Origin of the sequence: Acetobacter okinawensis, from assembly GCF_002153655.1 — a bacterium.
GTDB lineage: Bacteria > Pseudomonadota > Alphaproteobacteria > Acetobacterales > Acetobacteraceae > Acetobacter > Acetobacter okinawensis_A.
In genome coordinates, this window is the sequence record NZ_JOPJ01000029.1 from 1 (window position 1) to 20076 (window position 20076).

The 20076-nt window shown below is 52.5% G+C and carries 16 protein-coding genes and 1 tRNA gene; 7 read left to right on the forward strand and 10 right to left on the reverse strand.

What is annotated here, in order from left to right:
• The first annotated feature begins 211 nt into the window (after window positions 1-211).
• The 5 genes from HK26_RS13510 to HK26_RS10695 all read left to right on the forward strand — a co-directional run bounded on the left by HK26_RS13510 (window position 212) and on the right by HK26_RS10695 (window position 5485).
• Window positions 212-547 (forward strand): S24/S26 family peptidase, encoded by a 336-nt coding sequence (locus tag HK26_RS13510; protein WP_180539513.1) that lies wholly within the window; start codon window positions 212-214, stop codon window positions 545-547.
• 90 nt (window positions 548-637) lie between these two features.
• Window positions 638-714 (forward strand) — tRNA-Ile (locus HK26_RS10675).
• 242 nt (window positions 715-956) lie between these two features.
• A complete protein-coding gene (locus HK26_RS10685; protein ID WP_086639771.1) occupies window positions 957-3413 on the forward strand; it encodes a membrane-bound PQQ-dependent dehydrogenase, glucose/quinate/shikimate family in 2457 nt (818 codons plus the stop codon).
• Between the two features lie 69 nt (window positions 3414-3482).
• Entirely contained in the window at window positions 3483-4373 is an 891-nt protein-coding gene (locus HK26_RS10690; RefSeq protein WP_086639772.1) for a transporter, read from the forward strand.
• Window positions 4374-4543: 170 nt separating this feature from the next.
• Window positions 4544-5485 carry a helix-turn-helix domain-containing protein gene (locus HK26_RS10695; RefSeq protein WP_086639782.1) on the forward strand — a complete coding sequence of 314 codons (942 nt, stop codon included), beginning with the start codon at window positions 4544-4546 and terminating at the stop codon, window positions 5483-5485.
• A gap of 6 nt (window positions 5486-5491) precedes the next feature.
• On the opposite strand, the gene HK26_RS10700 is transcribed toward HK26_RS10695, so the two are convergent.
• Both HK26_RS10700 and HK26_RS10705 read right to left on the reverse strand, forming a co-directional pair.
• Window positions 5492-6031 carry a Dabb family protein gene (locus HK26_RS10700; protein WP_086639783.1) on the reverse strand — a complete coding sequence of 180 codons (540 nt, stop codon included), beginning with the start codon at window positions 6029-6031 and terminating at the stop codon, window positions 5492-5494.
• A 29-nt stretch (window positions 6032-6060) separates the two neighbouring features.
• Window positions 6061-7107 carry an aldo/keto reductase gene (locus HK26_RS10705; protein WP_086639784.1) on the reverse strand — a complete coding sequence of 349 codons (1047 nt, stop codon included), beginning with the start codon at window positions 7105-7107 and terminating at the stop codon, window positions 6061-6063.
• 209 nt (window positions 7108-7316) lie between these two features.
• Between HK26_RS10705 and HK26_RS10710 the strand changes: the two genes are divergently transcribed.
• Window positions 7317-8783: a mannitol dehydrogenase family protein gene (locus HK26_RS10710; protein WP_086639785.1), complete on the forward strand. Its 1467-nt coding sequence runs from the start codon at window positions 7317-7319 to the stop codon at window positions 8781-8783.
• A 205-nt stretch (window positions 8784-8988) separates the two neighbouring features.
• Entirely contained in the window at window positions 8989-10434 is a 1446-nt protein-coding gene (gene fumC / locus HK26_RS10715; RefSeq protein ID WP_086639773.1) for a class II fumarate hydratase, read from the forward strand.
• 176 nt (window positions 10435-10610) lie between these two features.
• On the opposite strand, the gene HK26_RS10720 is transcribed toward fumC, so the two are convergent.
• From HK26_RS10720 to HK26_RS10755, 8 genes are all read right to left on the reverse strand, one after another.
• On the reverse strand, window positions 10611-11954 hold the full coding sequence (locus HK26_RS10720; protein ID WP_086639774.1) for an MFS transporter: 1344 nt from the start codon (window positions 11952-11954) through the stop codon (window positions 10611-10613).
• 476 nt (window positions 11955-12430) lie between these two features.
• The gene (locus HK26_RS10725) at window positions 12431-13867 is read right to left on the reverse strand and encodes a tetratricopeptide repeat protein (RefSeq protein WP_086639775.1); all 1437 of its coding nucleotides are present in this window, start codon (window positions 13865-13867) and stop codon (window positions 12431-12433) included.
• Window positions 13868-13927: 60 nt separating this feature from the next.
• Window positions 13928-14929, reverse strand: coding sequence for a tryptophan--tRNA ligase (gene trpS, locus HK26_RS10730; RefSeq protein WP_086639776.1), 1002 nt, complete (start codon window positions 14927-14929; stop codon window positions 13928-13930).
• 343 nt (window positions 14930-15272) lie between these two features.
• Window positions 15273-15773, reverse strand: a complete 501-nt coding sequence (locus HK26_RS10735) for an FKBP-type peptidyl-prolyl cis-trans isomerase (RefSeq protein ID WP_086639777.1) — start codon at window positions 15771-15773, stop codon at window positions 15273-15275.
• Window positions 15774-15815: 42 nt separating this feature from the next.
• The gene (locus HK26_RS10740; RefSeq protein ID WP_086639778.1) at window positions 15816-17057 is read right to left on the reverse strand and encodes an argininosuccinate synthase; all 1242 of its coding nucleotides are present in this window, start codon (window positions 17055-17057) and stop codon (window positions 15816-15818) included.
• A gap of 125 nt (window positions 17058-17182) precedes the next feature.
• Window positions 17183-18391, reverse strand: a complete 1209-nt coding sequence (rlmN, locus tag HK26_RS10745) for a dual-specificity RNA methyltransferase RlmN (protein ID WP_086639779.1) — start codon at window positions 18389-18391, stop codon at window positions 17183-17185.
• Between the two features lie 123 nt (window positions 18392-18514).
• Window positions 18515-19096 (reverse strand): hypothetical protein, encoded by a 582-nt coding sequence (locus HK26_RS10750; RefSeq protein ID WP_086639780.1) that lies wholly within the window; start codon window positions 19094-19096, stop codon window positions 18515-18517.
• 142 nt (window positions 19097-19238) lie between these two features.
• Entirely contained in the window at window positions 19239-19979 is a 741-nt protein-coding gene (locus HK26_RS10755) for a TlyA family RNA methyltransferase (protein ID WP_086639781.1), read from the reverse strand.
• Window positions 19980-20076: the final 97 nt, after the last annotated feature.

Consider the following 20076-nt stretch of genomic DNA (forward strand, 5'->3'; position numbering starts at 1 on the left):
TCCCTGTCGCACCCACCACGGTTTGCCCTAGTTTTCTGCGGGTTACAGAAAACAATCCACAAAATAATGAGCGTGCTATCAGTTTATATCGGTCCATATTGGACCATATCGACCCATCTAAACCCACATCAATCCGTGCCAAATCCGTGCCACTTTTTCATTGACTTCGCATACCATGTTCCTACTATGTTCTCCATTGGGGAGAAAGTAGATGAATGCATGCTATGCTGGAGACTGCACGACCGGCTTTGCCAGTCCGGCATCCGATTCTGTTGAGGGGCCGATTGACCTTTCACAGACTCTGGACCTGACGAATCCCAGCCGTTACCCGGTGCGTGTGCGCGGAGCGACTTTGGCCATACATGGCATTCTGGATGGAGGTATTCTGATAGCCAACACAGTAGCCCCCCACAGGCAGGTTAACTGGCCATTGTTTAGGCGACAGGACATGCTCTCAGCCCGCTACACCACAAGGCGGGAAGAGAGATTGACCCGATTGCCACGTAAGAACGAGATAACTGATAAAACGATGCAGAAGACTTTATAAGGTCTCTCCCTGTTTTTTTATCGGATAAGATGATATGAGTGCCAGACAGACTGGTGCTCCATCAATTTTTTGGATCACCAGACAAAATGTGCGCTGGTAGCTCAGTTGGTTAGAGCGGGCCGCTCATAACGGCTTGGTCGCGGGTTCAAGTCCTGCCCGGCGCACCATTTTCTCCATGACATTTCACAGTTATGTAGCGAAGGTATGGAGCCATATCTGACCAGATATGTCTCAAATCTGAAACAGGTTAGGTTTTTTGCTACAAACATATGTGAGCATGGTTGTATCAACAGTGGCAATTTCTGGGCGCTTCCTGTTCATCAGACCAAATTGGTCATGTATCAGGGCGTACTGTTCACGCTTTACGCAATGTTCTGGCTGACTGAACACATTCAGAAAGAAACACAACATGCGAGAGAGCAATAAGAGGTTATTTTCAATTATAACCTCAGCCTTACTGGCTCTTATCGGACTTTTCCTGTTTTTGGGCGGAGCAGAACTGCTCGTCCTTGGTGGGTCCTGGTTTTATATTCTGGCCGGCGGTGTTCTGCTGGCGTCTGCGTTTAGTGGCTTCAAAAATCCCAAACTGGCAACCCGCCTGTATGCAGGCCTGCTGCTGCTGGCAACGCTCTGGTCGTTGTTAGAGGTCGGGTTTAACATCTGGGGGCTTGAAGTCCGCTTATTCACCCTGATCGGGCTTGGCGTATGGCTGCTGCTGCCATGGGTCTGGCGGACTGGTGCAGACTGGCTGACTGACAAGCGCGAGGTGCTGGGCGCTGTTGGTGTTTCCCTGCTTGTGGTCATCGCCAGCTGCTTTGCCTCCTATTCCATCAATGGCACTGTTCCGGCTGACCGTATGGCAGCACAGGGGCAGAGCGATCTCGCCGCCAACGGGGTGCCTGATGCCGACTGGGCAGCTTATGGCCGCACGGTTGGTGGGGACCGTTACTCCCCGGTCGGGCAGATTACTCCAGCCAATATCAGCCACCTCAAGCGCGCATGGATGACCCGTACAGGTGACGTGCAGCAAGATGGAGAAGGCACTGTAGCTGGCCCAGATCAGGGTCATGAGTTCAATCTTGAACTCACCCCGATCAAGGTCGGTGACACACTATACATGTGCACGCCCCATAGCTGGGTCATGGCCGTGGATGCACTAACTGGTAAGGTTAAATGGAAGTTTGACCCCAAACCAGCAACGGCTGATCTGGATAAAAACGTATATCTGGCTTGCCGTGGTGTTTCTTACTACCATATCCCCGATGAAATTCAGACGACCTGCCGCAACCGCATTTACTCACCGGTGGCAGACGTGCGCATGGTCGCCGTCAATGCGGAAACTGGCCAGCCGTGTGATGACTTTGGCGATCATGGCTTTATTTCCCTGCGTGATTATCTGGGCCATGTGCCGCACGGCTTCCACTTTGTGACATCTCCACCCATGGTGGCAAAAAACCGGCTGATTACTGGCGGCTGGATATTTGATAATCAGGCCAATTTTGAACCCTCCGGCGCCATCCGTGCATTCAATGCCACCACAGGTGCCATCGAATGGGCATGGGATGTTGGTCACAACCCAGAAACATGGAAGCCCGGCCCGAATGATGAACTGACGCGCGACACCCCGAATGCATGGGGCGTTTACACGGCAGATCTTGATCTGGGGCTGGTTTACATCCCAACAGGCAACGCGCCACCCGATAACTGGGGTGGTTCACGTCGGCCGTTTGATGATGCGTCATCCAGCGCAACCGTGGCTTTGGACATTGAAACAGGCCAACGCCGCTGGATTTACCAGACCGTACACCATGACCTGTGGGATATGGATATTCCATCCGGCCCGTCCATGGTGGATCTGCCCGGCCCGAACGGGGAGAGCATTCCGGCTCTGGTGCAAAGCACCAAACGTGGCGAATTCTTTGTGCTTGACCGCCGTACGGGTGAACCTGTTCCGGGTTATCCGGTGGCAGAAAAACCTGTCCCCACCGCAGGCCATCTGGCGGATGACCGCGTGTCTCCCACGCAGCCTTATCCTACAGCCATGCCTTCGCTTACCCCGCCGGATCTGAAAGAGTCGGATATGTGGGGTGCCACCCTGCTCGACCAGATGATCTGCCGTATAGAATATCGTCAATCGGCTTATGACGGGCAGTTCACTCCGCCGCATCTGGGCAAGACCACTATTGTCTACCCTGCGTTCTACGGCGTTATCGACTGGCAGGGCATTACCATTGACCCACAGCGTAAACTGCTGCTGGCCAATGCAAGCTACCTGCCATTCCGTATCCGTCTGGAAAAACGTCATACGCTTGAAGGACCGGGAACCCTGCCCAAGTGGGATGGCAAAGGGGAAGAACCCGCCGCCAAAGGGGATGCCCTGTCTGTCTCGCCAGACTATGGCACGCCGTACATTGCCTACACCAACCCATGGCTGAACCCATTGCAGATCCCCTGCAAAGGACCAGTATGGGGTACGCTGACCGCGATTGACCTTGTTAGCAAAAAAATCGTCTGGCAGCATCCTGTCGGCACCACGCGTGACACTGGGCCTTTCCGCACCCACAACAATCTGCCGTTGCCAACTGGCATGTATAACATCGGCGGAAATATTGTGACCAAAGGCGGTGTCGTGTTCATGGGCGCTACCGCAGATGATTATCTGCGCGGGTTTGACCTTGCCACAGGGCAGGTTATCTGGAGCGATCGCCTGCCAGCAGGTGGTCAGGCTACCCCCATGTCCTACGAGGCCGGAGGCAAGCAGTACGTTGTGATTGCCGCTGGTGGCCACGGGGGACTTGGTACCCGGAGCGGTGATTACATCATTGCTTACACAATCGATGGTGCTCAGGGTTCCAAAACCCAGTAACGCGCCTTCCATGCGGGGCTTCAGAATTGTTCTGAAGCCCCGTTTTCCTGATATACGGAAATCCTTCTGATGCGTCTGACAGAAAAGCCAGAGCGGTTACGCTCTCTGCTTCGCCTTGTCATACCCGGTGTGGTTCTGGCTTATGCGTCCTCTGCCCATGCGGCAGACGTAACGCTCGGCATTATTGGCCCACACGAGTATGATCTGCCGGTTGATTTTAAACCCTTTAATGTTCTGGTGCAGTATGGGGACGGGAATGCCGCAGGCAGCACTTACAACAGCCTGGGCCAACGCCAGGCACATGGTGGTAGCCACACCTGGGCGGGCATGACCAAATATGTGCATTTCCGCAGTTTTGAGGCCATTCCACATGTCGGGTTTGCTTTCGAACTCATTCAGTCAGAAAGCTACACACTGGCTAACGGAACCAATTATGGTGGTCTGGGTCCAACCATTGTAGGTCCCGCTGCGTGGTTTAAACCCAATGCTCACAGTACTCTGGGCATACAGACTTTTATGCAGACACCACAAGGCACGCGCGATGCGACATCCCCCCAATACTGGTCTAATATTTCCAGTCTGATCTTTGACTACGAATGGAAACATTTCAGTTTTGATGGTGACGCAGGAACCGTTGTCGGCTCCACCAAGCATGTCAAAAACGCACATAGCTATTCGCCCGGTGTCGTCTTTTACACCAATTTACGTTTCAGTTGGAAAGCAACCAAAAAGCTGGAACCCTTTGTCGCGTTTGACTGGCAGAATGTAAAAGGCACGTATGACAATACAGCCAAACACTACCTTGATGATTCCAACAGTAGAGAAAGCACTCTAGGTCTTGGGTTGATGTACAATGTCTCCAAGCACTTCTCTATTACTGGGCGATATTCGCATTCACTGGAAGCGCGGAATACACCGGAGACCAATGCCTACTACCTCAAGCTGGTCTACCTTTGGTAAAGATTATGCATAAATCTCTTTCGGCAGATGATAAAATTCCCTTTAAACCCGCAGAGCATATGCGGTAACATGCACAGCAACTGTAACGCCTGTCTTTGTCAAAAGCGCAGAGGATCTACGTGAGCTAACTGGTGGAAGACTGCATGAATGGCAAACTGAGCAGGAAAAATATGGCAGACGATGATATTCTGCCGCCCCCGGTCCATCACAAAGCTCCACCAACAAGCGATGCCCGCATCCAGCAGTCATGGGAGCGTTGTGCCTCTGCCTACCATCTGGACCCTTCACAGGGCTGGATAGCCGATGTGTTGTCCGGGGCCGAATTCAGGCAGGCAAGTGGTCGCTCATCGCTGTTACTCAAATCCGCCATGGAAGAAATGCGCAGATTGTTTGATCTTGTGCAGGGCATGGGTCTTATGGTGCTGCTGGCAGACCCGGACGCGACCATTCTGGCACGCTGCGCGGATGAAACACATCTGTCGGTTTGCCGGCGGCTCCATTTGCGCAAAGGCGCCGTGTGGCATGAATCCACAGCAGGCACCAATGGCGTTGGTACATGCGTAAAAGAGAAATGTCCGATATTTTTGGGGCAGGGGGAGCATTGGCGTTTCTGCTTCTCGCTCCTTGCCAGCTATGCCGTACCTGTTTTTGATGCTCAGGGGCATGTAGCGGGCGCTCTCAACCTCGCGGCATTTAATGGAAATTCGACCAAGCCTTACGCAGCGCTGCTTATGGATACGTTGCTACAGTCTGGACGGCGCATAGAAGAGCAGCTTTTTCGCACGCATTATGTGGGCAAAAAAATAGTAACGCTTGCCCCGGCAAATGGCTGCTCTGCCCCGCTGGTTGCCCTGAATAGCGATGGGGAAGTCATTGGAGCCACTCACGCCAGCAGAGTCATGATGGGGTGGACGGAGAGTATGATCAAAGACCACCCCAACCTGCTGAGCGAGCTGGAAACAGATTGTGAAATCAGCCTGCAAAAAGCAGAAGAGAGTGTCGTCCGCTCTGCGTTGGCTGCCAGCCATGGGAATGTGGCGGCTACAGCCCGCAGTCTGGGCATTAGCCGGGCTACATTATACCGTAAAATGAAAGGACTGAATATTCAGTGAGCAGCCTTATGGCTGAAAATGAACATCTGTCGGAAAGTCAAACACGACGACCCGTTCCAGATATGGGCCTGCAAATTTTTTAAATGCATCATGAGCAGGATCAAAATAACGGTTATCTGTCACAACCGGTTGCCCGACATAAAAATTGCGATCCCCCTGTGAGCGAAAAGTTACCAGATAGCCTTGCTCAAGCCCAAGGTCTGCATTTTCACCGCTGATCTGCGGCCCCGCCTCAACCGAGGTAACAACAGCACGACCATCCGGGCGGCGCGAGAGTTGGGCTAGGGCGACAAAGCGTTTTGTAACATCATCGCGTTCAGCCTGAGTAACATGGGGTTTGAAGCGAAACATCACCATATGCCGCACAATCCCCGGCTTATAATCCGGAGCAGTAAAAAGGGCATCGCCTACATGCCGTGCTTCAGCCCTTACAAACTGCGCGGTCTGGCTGAGCGGCAGGCTCTGGGCCAACACATTGTTGGTATGAATGAAGGCGGCACCGGCGGCCGCCCCCAAACACCATATTGCCACGTTGTTTTTAAACATCAGGCACCTGATAAACCACGCAAAAGACATCAGGGGGCCGGATTGGAATGAACCTGATGGATTGCATTGATTTTTGCTTCCAGCTCAGGTGTTACAACCAGTTCCTGCGCGCCAAGAATAACCTCCAGTTGTTCAAGACTTGTAGCGCCAATAATATTTGAGGTGACAAAAGGGCGGCTTGTGACAAATGCAATTGCAAGCTGCGTTGGGCTCAACCCTTCGGCTTGAGCCAGGGCATGATATGCGCGTATCGCATCGTCCACCCCGGGTTTTTCATAGCGTTGCGCGCGGTTAAAGAGCGTTGTACGCGCTCCGGCAGGCCTTGCACCGTTAAGGTATTTTCCGGTCAGGTAGCCTTGTGCCAGAGGAGAATAGGCAAGAAGCCCGACATGCTCGCGCAGGGCCATTTCCGCCAGACCAATCTCAAACGTCCGGTTGAGAAGATTATATGCATTCTGGATGGAGGCCACACGCGGCAATCCGGTTTTTGAAGCCGCCAGAAAGCTGGAAACACCCCATGCTGTTTCGTTGGAAAGACCAACGTGGCGGATTTTTCCCTCATTAACCAGATCACCCAGCACGCCGAGTGTCTCCTCAATAGGTACGGCGTCTTCTTGCGGCAGGGCTGTAAAGGTCGTGCCGCCCTCTCCAAACAGGCCGATAACCCGGTCAGGCCAATGGAGTTGGTAGAGGTCAATATAATCCGTACCCAGACGGCGCAGGGAGCCTTCAAGGGCATAGCGTATCTGCCGGGGGGTCAGGCGGGCCTGTTCTCCACCCGGACGATACCATGGGGACGAAGAGCGCCCGACAACCTTGCTGGCAATTACCAGCCGGTCCCGGCCACCTCGGGCTTTGAGCCATTGACCTATAATGGTTTCGGTCGCGCCATAAGTCTCCGCACGTGGGGGAATGGCGTAAAGTTCCGCCGTATCAATAAAGTTAATGCCCCGATCCAGCGCCAGATCAAGCTGGGCATGGCCTTCTGCCTGTGTATTCTGTTGTCCAAACGTCATTGTGCCCAGGCAAAGTTCACTCACCATAATGCCTGTGCGGCCCAGTTCGCGTTTATGCATGTCAAAACCTGCCCAGAAAGATGCAAACAATATTTATAATATGAGGGGAAAATAAGAGTAATACAAGATAACAATCAATAAAATAAAAAACAAATTAAAATTGTCAATTGAATATTATAATAAATAAAAATAGAAAAATTTAAGCATTGAAATTTTAAAATCCAGAAATTATCATGGAAAATAATTCTGATAGTATTTTGGAGGAACACATGCTCAACCTTGATAACATCAAAAAGGCGGTCTCTTCCGTTCATTTACCAGATTATAACCCTCTGGATATTAAACCCGGCATTGTTCATTTTGGTGTTGGCAATTTCTTTCGGGCGCATGAGGCCCTTTACATCGATAAAATTCTCCACGCGGAGCCAAGTTGGGGCATTATTGGCGTGGGCCTGACCGATGGTGAACATTCGCGCAAAAAAGCTGCCACGTTCAAAGCGCAGGACTGTCTCTATTCCCTCACCGAGTGTGCGCCCGATGGTAAGCGTTCCGTGCGTGTTATTGCAGCACTGCGTGATTATCTACTGGCGGCAGAGGACCCTCAAAAAGTTCTGGAGCGACTCAGCAACCCCAGCACCCGCATTGTTTCCATGACCATAACGGAAGGGGGCTACAATATTAACGAGGCAACCGGAGCATTTGACCTCGAAAATCCGAACGTGCAGCAAGACCTGCACAATCTGGAAAGCCCAATTACAATTTTTGGCTATGTTGTGTCAGCCCTGCGCCGTAGACGCAATGCGGGCCTCAAGGCCTTCACCATTATGTCGTGCGATAATCTGCGCCATAATGGTGATGTTGCGCGCAAGGCTTTTCTGGGATTTGCACAGGCACATGACCCAGAACTGGCCGAGTGGATTGCGCAGAACGCAACATTCCCCAACGCTATGGTGGACCGCATTACACCAACAGTTACGGCAAATGACGCACGCCAGTTGAATGATTATAGCGGACTGGAGGACGACCTGCCCGTGGTCGCCGAGGATTTTCACCAATGGGTGCTTGAAGATAATTTTGCAGACGGTCGGCCCGATCTGGCACGCGCTGGGGTACAATTCGTTTCTGACGTAACAGATTACGAGCACGTTAAAATCCGCATGCTCAACGCGTCACATATCATGCTCAGCTTTCCCGCTATTCTGCTGGGGTATGCCCATGTAGATCAGGCCATTAAAGACCCGGCACTCAAGCAGAATGTGGAAAACTTTCTTGTCCGGGACGTCATCCCAACACTCAAGGCACCTCCGGGAGTTGACTTGCAGGAGTATATGCAAAGCGTGCTCAGCCGTTTTTCCAACCCTGCCATGGCAGACCAGACATTGCGGATTGCCGGTGATGGCTGCGCCAAAATTCAGGTATTCTGGACCGAAACAGTGCGTGACTTACTACTTGGGCATAAAGACTGTTCACGCATGGCCTTTGGTATAGCCGCTTATCTGGAAATGTTACGTGGTGTCACCTCGTCGGGTCAGCACTATTCCACCGCCGAGCCAGCTTATGCGCAGGCCCAGCAAGCCCTTATCCACTCCGATGATTATGCTGCCGGTTTAAAACTGCCTGCATTTGACGCATGGCGTGATCTGGACAGTCATGCACTGGATCAGCAGGTTGTGGAACTGCGTAAAGTTATCCGTAGCCAAGGTGTGCTGGCGGCTTTGGCAACATTGCCTGCCTGACAAAAAATACCAAAAAGGGAGGCTTTGAGCAGCCTCCCTTTTTATCATGCGCGCTGCACCATTCACGCTCCCACATTCTTGTGACCCAGCGGAACCGCGCTGCCGGCCTATCGTTAAAAAGCACGACTTGCCTGTCAGGCTCGGCGCGTATCTCTGGGAATGTCTGTGCCCCTGAGGAGGGCGCGGGCAAACGAAGGGACCGATCATGACCGCAATGTATCACCTGCGTGATGTGGGTATTGGCATAGATGCCACAGGCACACGGCCCGAGAGTGATTCCATGGGCAGCATCGCTGTGCCAGCCGAGCACTACTGGGGAGCGCAGACACAACGTAGTCTGGTGCATTTTTCCATTGGTCGTGACATTATGCCCATTGAGCTTTGCCGGGCTTACGGGATCGTCAAAAAAGCGGCCGCACAGGTTAATCTGGCAGATAACCGCCTACCAAACTGGAAGGCGGCCGCCATTATTCAGGCCGCAGATGAAGTCAGTTCCGGCCTGTTGGATTCCGAATTTCCGCTGTTTGTCTGGCAGACTGGCTCCGGCACGCAGACCAACATGAACGTCAACGAGGTTATAGCTAACCGGGCCATCCAACTATTAGGCGGGCAGATTGGCTCAAAAATACCCGTCCATCCCAATGACGACGTCAACATGGGTCAATCCAGCAATGACTCTTTCCCCACAGTTATGCATGTGGTGACATTGCTTGAAATTGAAAAAACACTTCTCCCCCAGATTGAGGCACTTATCGCCTGTATTCGCACAAAGGCGGAAGGGTGGCGCGATGTTATCAAAATGGGACGAACACATCTACAGGACGCCGTGCCACTCACAGTCGGGCAGGAGTGGTCGGGGTGGGCTCAACAACTGGACAATGCTCTGGATGCGCTCCGCTCAGCCAGAGCAGGCCTTGCAGAGCTTGCTGCGGGCGGTACAGCCGTGGGTACAGGGTTGAACGCCCCAAAAGGATTTGGCAAAGCCATTGCAGAACATATTGCAGTACTTACGGGCCTACCTTTTGTAACCGCTCCCAATAAATTTGCAGCTCTTGGAGGGCTGGACGCCATGGTACGCGCCTCTGCCGGGCTGCGTGGCCTTGCCGTGGCCCTGCTGAAAATCGCCAATGATATGCGCTGGCTTGGCTCTGGCCCACGCTGCGGTCTGGCGGAACTGAACCTGCCCGAAAATGAACCGGGTTCATCCATTATGCCCGGCAAGGTCAACCCGACGCAGTGCGAGGCGTTGATCATGATTGCAACACAGGTGCTGGGAAATGATGCCACGGTCGCCTTTGCGGGCGCTCAGGGCAACTTTGAGCTTAACGTCATGCGTCCCGTTATTGCCGCCAATGTTTTACATTCCATTCGTATTCTAGCCGATGGCTGTCGTAGCTTTTTGCAGTTCTCGGTTGAAGGAACCACTTTGAACGAACAGAAAATAAAACATTATGTGGATGTATCGGTCATGCTGGTAACTGCTCTAAGCCCGGTTATTGGCTATGACAAAGCCTCGGCCATTGCGCACCGTGCCATGGAAAAAGACGAAACACTCAGGGAGGCAGCTCTTGTATCCGGGGTAAGTGCCGACGTTTTTGACCAGAATGTGGACCCCAAAAACATGGTTGGAGAGGGCCTGGCGGGAGCCTGAAGCGAAAGCGCGCCAACTATGAGAGGGATATTGATCCAAATTACTGGAACTTGATGCACATCATTGCTCCCTCTGGTGGTGCAGGAGCAACGTCAACACACTTCTTGGCGGAAGGGGAAAAGGGAGGCGTTCTCGCCTCCCTTTTTTTGTCTTTCCTATGCAGGATCAATAAACGATCATGCAGTTTGCTGGGCACCACGAAAATCAGCAGATACAGACTGTTTTTTCTTTTTTTCCAGCATCTGGGTGTGGCGGCGCGCTTCGGGCGAAATACGTAGGCAAAGCGTGAGAATACCTGCCGCCAGATACAACCCGGAAAAACTCCAGATCACGCCTTCCAGCCCCATACCCAGCCAGGACTCACAAATACTCACCACGGCTGGGCCAACCCATGTACTAGCTCCGGCACCTAACCCCAGAATGGACAATGCTGCGGCTTTTTCTTTGGGGCAGATCAGGGGCATCAAGCCCGACATCGGCACAAAAGCGGCAACTGTACCCCCGTAAACAAAGCCTGCAATGGCAGCGAACGTAAAGTTACCCGGGTACCATAGAGGCACGTAGTAGAAGAGGGGGATGGTAACACAGCAACCAACACAGCCACCAATCGCAATAACAAAACGATGGCCAAGCTTGTCCGCCAACATACCTGCGGCAAGATTGAACAGAATATTGCCCAGAAAGATCAGGGACAACAGATCAAGCCATTGCGATTGGGAGAAATGGAGTTGGTCCACAAAAAAAGCGGGCATAATCGCCAGAAATGCATATTCGGATGATGTGTTGACTGTACGAATAACCCCCGCAACCAATGTTTTGGGTTCGCGCCACATAATACTGATCGACCCAAAAAAAACCTGTTTTTTATCAGCACCTTCATTGACCAGTGGCTTGGCCCCAATGGGCTCACGAACAAACAGAAGAGCCGTAAGACCGCCCAGAATAACCAACCCCAACGAACACCAGAACGTTGCCAGTTCACCAATAAAAGGGATGGTATAGCGTGCAAACTGCGAGCCCAGAGTAGGCAGGCCAGCAGAAAAAGAGAACCAGAACCAACCCGCAGCAGAACCCAACATCCGCGCAGGTGTGGCGGCTGCAATCCAGACCAGAAAGCCATATGCGAACAAAGGGTAGGCAAAGCCACGCAGAGTATAGAACAGAAGCGTCATGGACAGATTGTCCGGCCCCAGCCCCAATGACAAAAACCCCACCTCCAGCACGGCCCACAGGAGCAGCCCCGCCCACATGGTACGCTTTGGCCCATACAGGTCCGACAATGGCCCTGCCAGCCATGCAGAGAGCATGACCGTTACGCCATATGTTGTGAACATGAGGTTTACATCACCCTGACTATGCCCATGGTGCAGCATATATGTGTCAAGGTAACCAGCCTCCACGCCATCGCCGACCATAAACAGCAGCAGGCCAACAAAACCAAAAAAGAGGGGTTGAGGTATGCCCAAAAAGGCGGCGAGACCACGCGATTGCGTGGGTGACTGAGGGCTTGTCTCTGGCAAGACGCTCTCTCCTTATGTATTTTTTGCAGTCTGCTGGTGTAAACATGGCCCTAAGGAGCAAGGGCGCAGACGTGCGTGATGCAAGTCCGGAATATACATCACGGACCATCAAGAAACGGGCACGAAAATGGGATCGCGCATCACGGGATAAAAAGCACAGGATTGTGCGTTCTCAATAATTCATAATCATTATGATGAATCAATTCAAGAATTTTTTTATAAATAAACTCAATTGCGCATATTTTATTCTTAAATAATAATTTTTATCATTCAGTTTTATTTAAATAATAATAGATTTTAGTTCTTTAATTCACAGGTTATTTTCTCAAAATTTTCCAAAAAATTACTTACCCATTTTTTTTGACTTCCCGAAAAAGATTTTTTCCGCACACACGAGCCAGAAAAATAATTCGAAGCATAATGGTGTATTTTTAATAATATAAATAAGATTTAAAAGTAAGAAATATATCCAATACTTATATATTGTTATTTTCTCGTATAGTTTCTTCAAGACCGCGAAGGTCAGAAACCATTTTTTGTAGCGGAGTATTCCAATCACCCGGTTCAGGCTGCTGATAAATACGCAGATTGTCATACCACGGCGTATCTGTGCGGCCAGAAAGCCAGCGCCAGCATTGGTCAAACCGCGACAACATCCAGACCGGTTTGCCTAATCCTGCAGCAAGATGCACAACGGATGTATCAACAGAGATCACCATGTCCAGATTACTGATCAACGCAGCCGTATCATCAAAATCATGCAGTGATTTGGTGTGGTTGATCAATTTCATTCCTGCTGGGGGCGCTTTGGCCTGCACACCTTTTTCCCCAACCTGCAAACTATAGAACAAAACATTGGGGACCTGCGCCAGTGGAGCAAGGCTTTGCAGGCTGACGGACCTGCGCTGGTCCACAAACTCCACATATCTGACCTCACGGTGGGGAGAGCCAGCCCAAACAAGCCCTATGCTTAATGTAGGTTTTGCCGCATTGAAGAACACATCTTTGTCCAGACGGTCCTTCCATGACGCCACACGCACCGGGTCGGCAGTCAGGTACCCGTTAGCCAGAGGAATTGTTTCCAGCGTTGTGCCCAGTAAATAAGGCAGGCTCCCCACCGAACATTCCAGCTCATGGGGAGGGGCGACATCATCAACCGTAATAAACATCTGTTCGGGAAAAGAGCGTTGCAGCAGTGTCAGCAACTCTTTGCGCACTTTTACAATAATTTTGCCGCCACGTTCCGCTGCAAACGGAATAAAGCGTACAAAATGCAGCATATCGCCAAAGCCGCCTTCTGTATGCACCAGCAGGGTTTTGCCTACAAACGTCTCACCCTTCCACAATTGACCCTGCAGATTGTGCTTGCCAATAATGTTGCTGTTCCAACGCCATTCATACGCCTCAAACCCTTCAGCGTAACGTCCTTGTGCTAAAAGGGAGAGTGCGTAGTTGGTGCGTGATTGCCCATTATCGGGCTCAAACCGTATGGCAGCGGCGTGAAAATTCTGCGCAAGTGCATGCCGCCCTTGGCAATCCAGCACAACACCCAGATTACTCAACGCCAGACCATGCTGAGGTTGCAATGTCAGGCATTTTTTAAAAGCGGCGATCGCCCCCGCATAATCCTGCTGTTCATAGAGAACATTACCATAATTGGACCACGCATCTGCCATATCTGGCTTCAGCCTGACTGCACGGGCAAGCAACTCCTGTGCGGCATGGAACTCTCCTAACGTGCAGAGGAGACCACCATAATTACTCAGGGCATAAGCATCGTCGGGATTGCGTTGTAATACGGCCTGATACGCTACAACAGCATCCTGCAAGCGATTGGCCCGCTGCAAGGCTACAGCATCCATGGTCTGCAAATCCGACGCCAAGGACAGATCAGAAGAGGAATGCTGTGCCATAAGCTTAAAACCCAGAACTCAGTTGCAACAAAAGACGATCATACTCCACACACAAGCAGTTTAAAGCGGCTTAACAAATCCAACCAGCTTTTCAACTTCCGAGACAATCGGTTCTGCAATCGCCTGAGCCCGTTGCGCGCCATTGTGCAGCATTTGTACCAGATAGGCTTCATCTTGCAAAAGCTGGCTGGTTTTTGTGGCGATAGGCGCAATTTCATTCACCACAACCTCAGTTAAAGCCGCCTTAAAAGGACCAAAGCCTTGCCCCTGATGCTGATCAAGCACCTGCTGTACGCTCATGCCGGACAGGGCTGCGTAAATTGAAACAAGGTTTTTTGCTTCTGGCCGCTCCGTCAGTTCCGCTGGGGTAGAGGGGATAACACCAGTGTCCGTTTTCGCGCGTTTGATTTTTAGGGCAATTGCATCAGAATCATCGGTCAGTTCAATGCGGCTTTGAGCTGATGGATCTGATTTGGACATTTTTTTGCTGCCATCCCGAAGGCTCATAACACGCGCAGCTTCGGGAGGGATGAGCGCTTCAACCTGCGGAAAAAACTCTACGCCGTAATCATGGTTGAACTTCTGGGCAATATCGTTGGTTAACTCCAGATGCTGCTTCTGGTCTTCACCCACGGGCACGCGCGTTGCCTTGTAGGCCAATATGTCTGCTGCCATCAGATTGGGGTAAACATAAAGCCCAGCTGAGTGGTTCTCCCGATCCTTACCAGCTTTGTCTTTAAACTGGGTCATACGGTTCAACCAGCCAAGACGGGCAACGCAGTTAAAAATCCACGCCAGACGTGCATGAGCAGAAACCGCAGATTGATTGAACAGAATATGCTGTTCCGCATCAATCCCCGATGCAAGCAGGATAGCCGCCTGAGTAAGTGTGTGCTCCCGCAGCTTGGCAGGCTCCTGCCAGACCGTAATGGCATGCATGTCCACCAGACAGAATACACACTCATGGTCTGCCTGCAGATTGACCCAGTTGCGGATCGCCCCCAGGTAATTACCAAGCTGAGGAACACCAGAGGGCTGAATGCCAGAAAAAATACGTTGCATACGGGTCTATCGCTATTGTCTGTAAGGATGAAAAATACGCAGAAAAAAGCAGTCTACCAGACTTTACCAAACCTGCTTGCGTGCCACACACCACAAAACGGGCATAATACGGTCAGCCAAAGACTTTATGTTTTTGACCGGCAGAACCATTGCCCTGCATCTACCATCCCCCGGTCGGGAGAAGGGGAGGGGCAAAGCATGGCGCTTGGCAGGTCAATATGGCCGGGAAAATACCTGTAAAAGATCTTTCGGCCCAGATCGCACACCCAAGATCACTACAAAACACGCATAGTTGCGCGGGTATGGCCTACCCCACAGAAGGCAGCACCATGCCCGGCATCATTCAGGGCGTACTATGTGTGTGTTCAACACCCAGAAGTTGAATACGGAACACCAACGGACTATCGGACGGAATAACCCCCATGGACCTGTGACCGTAACCCAGTTCAGGTGGTACATAGAGCATCCATGTGTCCCCAACATGCATGAGGGGGAGTGCTTCCATCCAGCCCTGTACCAGTCCGTCAAGCGGCATTTGCATGTATGCCCCGTTGCCGTGCTGGTCAGACCCGTCAAAAATAGATCCGTCTGGCAGGCGCCCTTCATAGATCAGCATCATCACATCCCCTTTGCGGGGCTGCTCACCATCTTTGGGGCCGGATTCAAGAACCTTGTAAGCCAGACCATCCTTCAGCACCGTCACACCCGGCTGCGCGCGCAGTTTGGCCATTTGCTGTGCAGGTGTCAGTTCAACATCTTCAGCTTTGTGCCCACCGCAGGCACTCAACGACAAGGCCAGAGTGGCCGCAAGCATACACGGAACAAAAGAAAATCGACGGGACATGGCGTTTATGTGCTCCCTTGCAAAGTTCAGCAGAAGTGGCGCTTAAAGCGCGCCACCCTTACGGCCGATCTGCGCGCCAAGACGAAGCCGCAGGGCATTCAGCTTGATAAAGCCCTGTGCATCTTCCTGATTATAGGCACCTTCGTCATCTTCAAAGGTCACAACGCGGGTGTCATACAGGCTATTGGGGCTTTCACGGCCAACACAAATAACATTGCCCTTGTACAGCTTAAGCCGCACACGACCAGTTACAGAATGCTGCGAGGCGTCAATCAGAGCCTGTAGCATACGGCGTTCGGGAGAAAACCACAGACCATTGTACAGAATAGACGCATAACGCGGCATCAGGCTGTCTTTAAGATGCATGGCTTCACGGTCCAGAGTAATGGACTCAATGCTCCGATGCGCCGTCAGCAGGATTGTGCCGCCCGGTGTTTCGTACACGCCACGTGACTTCATACCCACAAAGCGGTTTTCCACCAGATCAAGTCGACCAATCCCATTGGCCCGGCCAAGCTCATTCAGGCGGGTCAGCAGCGTTGCCGGGGACATGGCCTCACCGTTAATGGCAACGGGGTCACCACTGACAAAATCAATGGTAATTTCTGTTGCGCGGTCGGGAGCTGCTTCGGGCGCGATCGTGCGCTGGAAAACAATTTCCTCCGGGGCAATGGCCGGGTCTTCCAGCATCTTCCCTTCGGAAGAGGAATGCAGCAGGTTGGCATCAACCGAGAACGGAGCTTCGCCACGCTTGTCCTTGGCAATGGGAATCTGATTTTCTTCAGCAAACGACAGCAGACGGGTGCGCGACGTCAGGTCCCATTCACGCCAGGGTGCAATAACCGTGATGTCAGGCTTAAGGGCATAATAAGCCAGTTCAAAGCGAACCTGATCATTCCCTTTACCAGTCGCACCATGGGCAACGGCATCGGCCCCTACGGCTTCTGCAATTTCAATCTGACGCTGCGCAATCAGGGGGCGGGCAATGGACGTGCCCAGCAGGTACTGACCTTCGTAAAGCGTGTTGGCACGGAACATCGGGAAGACAAAATCCTTCACGAATGTCTCGCGCAGGTCTTCCACAAAAATTTCCTTGACGCCGAACATCTCGGCTTTCTTGCGTGCAGGCTCCAGTTCTTCGCCCTGCCCAAGATCCGCCGTAAAGGTTACGACTTCACAGCCATAGGTTTTTTGCAGCCAACGCAGGATAACGGACGTATCCAGCCCACCTGAGTATGCCAGAACAACCTTTTTTACGTCTTTTTTGGCGGAAGTCGCGCCCATGCACCAATCTCCTGATCTCTTTGAATAACAGGTTTGCCCTTCTCCTATCACCGAGAAAGGCCCGGAGCCAGAGCGCTTTCCGGCTCCAGCCATGATCGGATAAGAAAAATATGTATTTTTCTGGGTTAAGGGGTGTTCCGTACCCGCTCACTCGCAGTTTTCAACTGCCCACAAGCGGCCAGAATATCCCGGCCACGAGGCGTGCGAATGGGGGAGGCAAAACCCGCGTTCATGATAATTTCCGCAAACCTGTTCTGCTGCTCACGCGTGGAAGGGCGATAGTCACTCCCCGGCCACGGGTTGAAGGGAATCAGGTTAACCTTTGCCGGAATGTCCGCAATCAGCCTGACCAGTTCCCGCGCATCGGCCTCGCTATCATTCACGCCGCGCAGCATGATGTATTCAAAGGTAATGCGTCGCGCATTACTTGCTGCGGGATAGCGGCGACAGGCAGCGAGCACTTCCTCAATCGGATATTTACGGTTGAGGGGGACAATCTCGTCCCGCAGGTCATTACGCACCGCGTGTAAGGAGACAGCAAGGTTAATACCCAGCTCATCCCCGCAACGGTCCATAAGTGGCACCACCCCGGAAGTTGAAAGCGTAATCCTGCGCCGTGACAGGCCAATGCCCTCTCCGTCCATGATAATCCGCATGGCCTTGGCAATGTTTTCATAATTGTACAGCGGCTCGCCCATTCCCATCAGCACAATGGTGGAGAGCAGGCGAGGGGTGTCACCCTTGGGGCTTGGCCATTCGCCATAAGAATCCCGCGCAGCCATAAACTGCCCCACAATTTCCGCGGCCCCCAGATTGCGGACCAGCTTCTGGGTGCCAGTATGGCAGAATGTGCAGGATAACGTGCAGCCGACCTGCGACGAAATGCACACAGCACCACGGTCCTCGCGGCGGTCAGGGATATAGACGGTTTCCGCTTCCTGCCCATCGCGGAAGCGGAACAGGAATTTCCGTGTTTCATCCTGAGACGTCTGCACGGCAGAAGCCTCGGGCCGCGCGATAATGAATTTTTCTGCCAGTTTTTGCTGGAGCGGCTTGGCAATGCTGCTCATGAGCGAAAAGTCAGTAACACCCTGATGATAGATCCAGTGCCACAACTGCTTGGTCCGGAACGGTTTTTCACCAATTTCGAGCAGGATTTCAGTCAGTTCCTCGCGGGAAAGGCCAACAATATCTCGCCGCCCATCTGCCGTCACTGGGGAAGGGGGGCTGAACAGAGCCGCTTTTGCCAGAATACGGGCGCGTTCCTCGGCATTAAGCGCGGTAATAGCGTCAGCATCAGCTGGGGTGGAGACGGAGGAAACGGGAGACGACATGGGGATGGCACTGCTTCGCAAAAGATGGAGAGGTGACTTCATAACAAAAAAACGGACCGACAGATACCGGCCTCTTTGCTCTCACACCACCGCATCATTTTGCGCGATGCAGCACCATACGCCTCACTGTGCCGCAGGCTGGCTCTTCAGGGCACTTTGCAGCCATGCTGCCATGGTCATTTTTGTGGTGTCTACATTGTCCAAAATCATACCAATAGTCTGCGCCGAATATGCATCGGGCTTTGTATCAGCTGAAATAGGGAAGGATGGACGGGCAATTTCAATTGTCAGCGCCGGGCCTGCTGGCTTGTCATCCCCAACACTCATGCTGGCCGGACCGGCGGCATCTTCCTGTATGTCGGCCACAACAGAGAGTTTGGTTGCCTCCGGATTTTGGCCAAAATAGAGATAGGCATAGGTCGCGGCGGCTGACAGTACGTCCTTTACTGTCTGACGATACAGGTTCGCCTGCCCAGATACACCGCTGACATGCACTGTAGCAGGGTCTGCCTTAATGCTCAGCACACCGGCCTGCATGTCATCTTGCAGGATCAGTCCATCCTGCTCATAGTCACGCAGCAGAGCGCTCCCGGTTTCAGTCGTGGGTTGGGTGGCAGTGGAGGGGTGATGTACCGGAGCCGCGTACACCAGAGAGCTGGATGTCAACACGAAGGCGGCACCAAACAGGGTTGCTATCGTACGCATGGTGCAGTTTTCCTTCCCTTGGTGATGACTTGATTTTTCTATTCTCTCGGAGAATTGTGGCAAAAAATCTGTTCATCTGCCATGCAAAAAACGGGAAGCAACCTGAAAATTTAATTTAACCTTTACGCACACATTAAATTTTTTATGCCTTACGCTGCGCAGCAATCAGGAACTCCCGGTTCCCTTCCGGCCCAGTAATCGGGCTGGGCTCAATGCCCATCACCTGCCAGCCAGGCAGGCTGGACCACCACTCCTGTATGGTCGCGCAGACAGAATCATGCACCGCAGGGTCCCGCACAACACCTTTTGCACCAATCTGCTCCCGCCCGGCCTCAAACTGCGGTTTGATCAGAGCCACAGCCCACGCATTATCCGCAGCAAGCCCAAGAGCTGCAGGCAATACCGTACGAAGCCCTATAAAGCTCGCATCACAGACAATGACTTCAGGCGCTACAGGTATGAGTGTTTTGTCCAGATAACGAGCATTGCACTTTTCAAGCACACTCACCCGCGGATCAGAACGTAGCTTCCAGGCCAACTGTCCATGCCCGACATCAACAGCATAGACATGCTCTGCCCCGTGGGTCAGCAGCACATCCGTAAAGCCCCCGGTGGAGGCTCCCACGTCCAGACATTGCCTGCCCTTGGGCGAAAGGTTGAAATACTCCAGAGCATGCGCAAGCTTGCACCCGCCGCGAGAAACCCACGGATGGTCCTGCCCACGCAATTCCAGCGCCGCATCTTCGGGCAACTGGTCTCCCGCCTTGGCTACGCGCTTGGTGCCGCTAAAAACGAGTCCAGCCATAATCATGGCCTGCGCTTTTGTGCGGCTTTCTACCAAGCCGCGATCTACAAGAAGCTGGTCCGCCCGCCGTCGCGCCATATAATCAGGCCGTCCGTTCTTCCGTAACACTCACGCCGAGTGCGTTGAGTGCGGTTGCGACGATGTGGGGGGCGGAGAGCCCGGCCTCGTCATACTG

Bases quoted from the DNA above. Each gene is read 5' to 3' on its own strand.
- HK26_RS10740 (WP_086639778.1), bottom strand. From the start codon at position 17,057: ATGGGCGCGACTTCCGCCAAAAAAGACGTAAAAAAGGTTGTTCTGGCA.
- HK26_RS10725 (WP_086639775.1), bottom strand. From the start codon at position 13,867: ATGGCACAGCATTCCTCTTCTGATCTGTCCTTGGCGTCGGATTTGCAG.
- HK26_RS10705 (WP_086639784.1), bottom strand. From the start codon at position 7,107: ATGCATAAACGCGAACTGGGCCGCACAGGCATTATGGTGAGTGAACTT.
- HK26_RS13510 (WP_180539513.1), top strand. From the start codon at position 212: ATGAATGCATGCTATGCTGGAGACTGCACGACCGGCTTTGCCAGTCCG.
- HK26_RS10755 (WP_086639781.1), bottom strand. From the start codon at position 19,979: ATGGCGCGACGGCGGGCGGACCAGCTTCTTGTAGATCGCGGCTTGGTA.
- trpS (WP_086639776.1), bottom strand. From the start codon at position 14,929: ATGCAACGTATTTTTTCTGGCATTCAGCCCTCTGGTGTTCCTCAGCTT.
- rlmN (WP_086639779.1), bottom strand. From the start codon at position 18,391: ATGTCGTCTCCCGTTTCCTCCGTCTCCACCCCAGCTGATGCTGACGCT.
- HK26_RS10710 (WP_086639785.1), top strand. From the start codon at position 7,317: ATGCTCAACCTTGATAACATCAAAAAGGCGGTCTCTTCCGTTCATTTA.
- HK26_RS10735 (WP_086639777.1), bottom strand. From the start codon at position 15,773: ATGTCCCGTCGATTTTCTTTTGTTCCGTGTATGCTTGCGGCCACTCTG.
- HK26_RS10700 (WP_086639783.1), bottom strand. From the start codon at position 6,031: ATGTTTAAAAACAACGTGGCAATATGGTGTTTGGGGGCGGCCGCCGGT.
- HK26_RS10685 (WP_086639771.1), top strand. From the start codon at position 957: ATGCGAGAGAGCAATAAGAGGTTATTTTCAATTATAACCTCAGCCTTA.
- HK26_RS10695 (WP_086639782.1), top strand. From the start codon at position 4,544: ATGGCAGACGATGATATTCTGCCGCCCCCGGTCCATCACAAAGCTCCA.
- HK26_RS10750 (WP_086639780.1), bottom strand. From the start codon at position 19,096: ATGCGTACGATAGCAACCCTGTTTGGTGCCGCCTTCGTGTTGACATCC.
- fumC (WP_086639773.1), top strand. From the start codon at position 8,989: ATGACCGCAATGTATCACCTGCGTGATGTGGGTATTGGCATAGATGCC.
- HK26_RS10690 (WP_086639772.1), top strand. From the start codon at position 3,483: ATGCGTCTGACAGAAAAGCCAGAGCGGTTACGCTCTCTGCTTCGCCTT.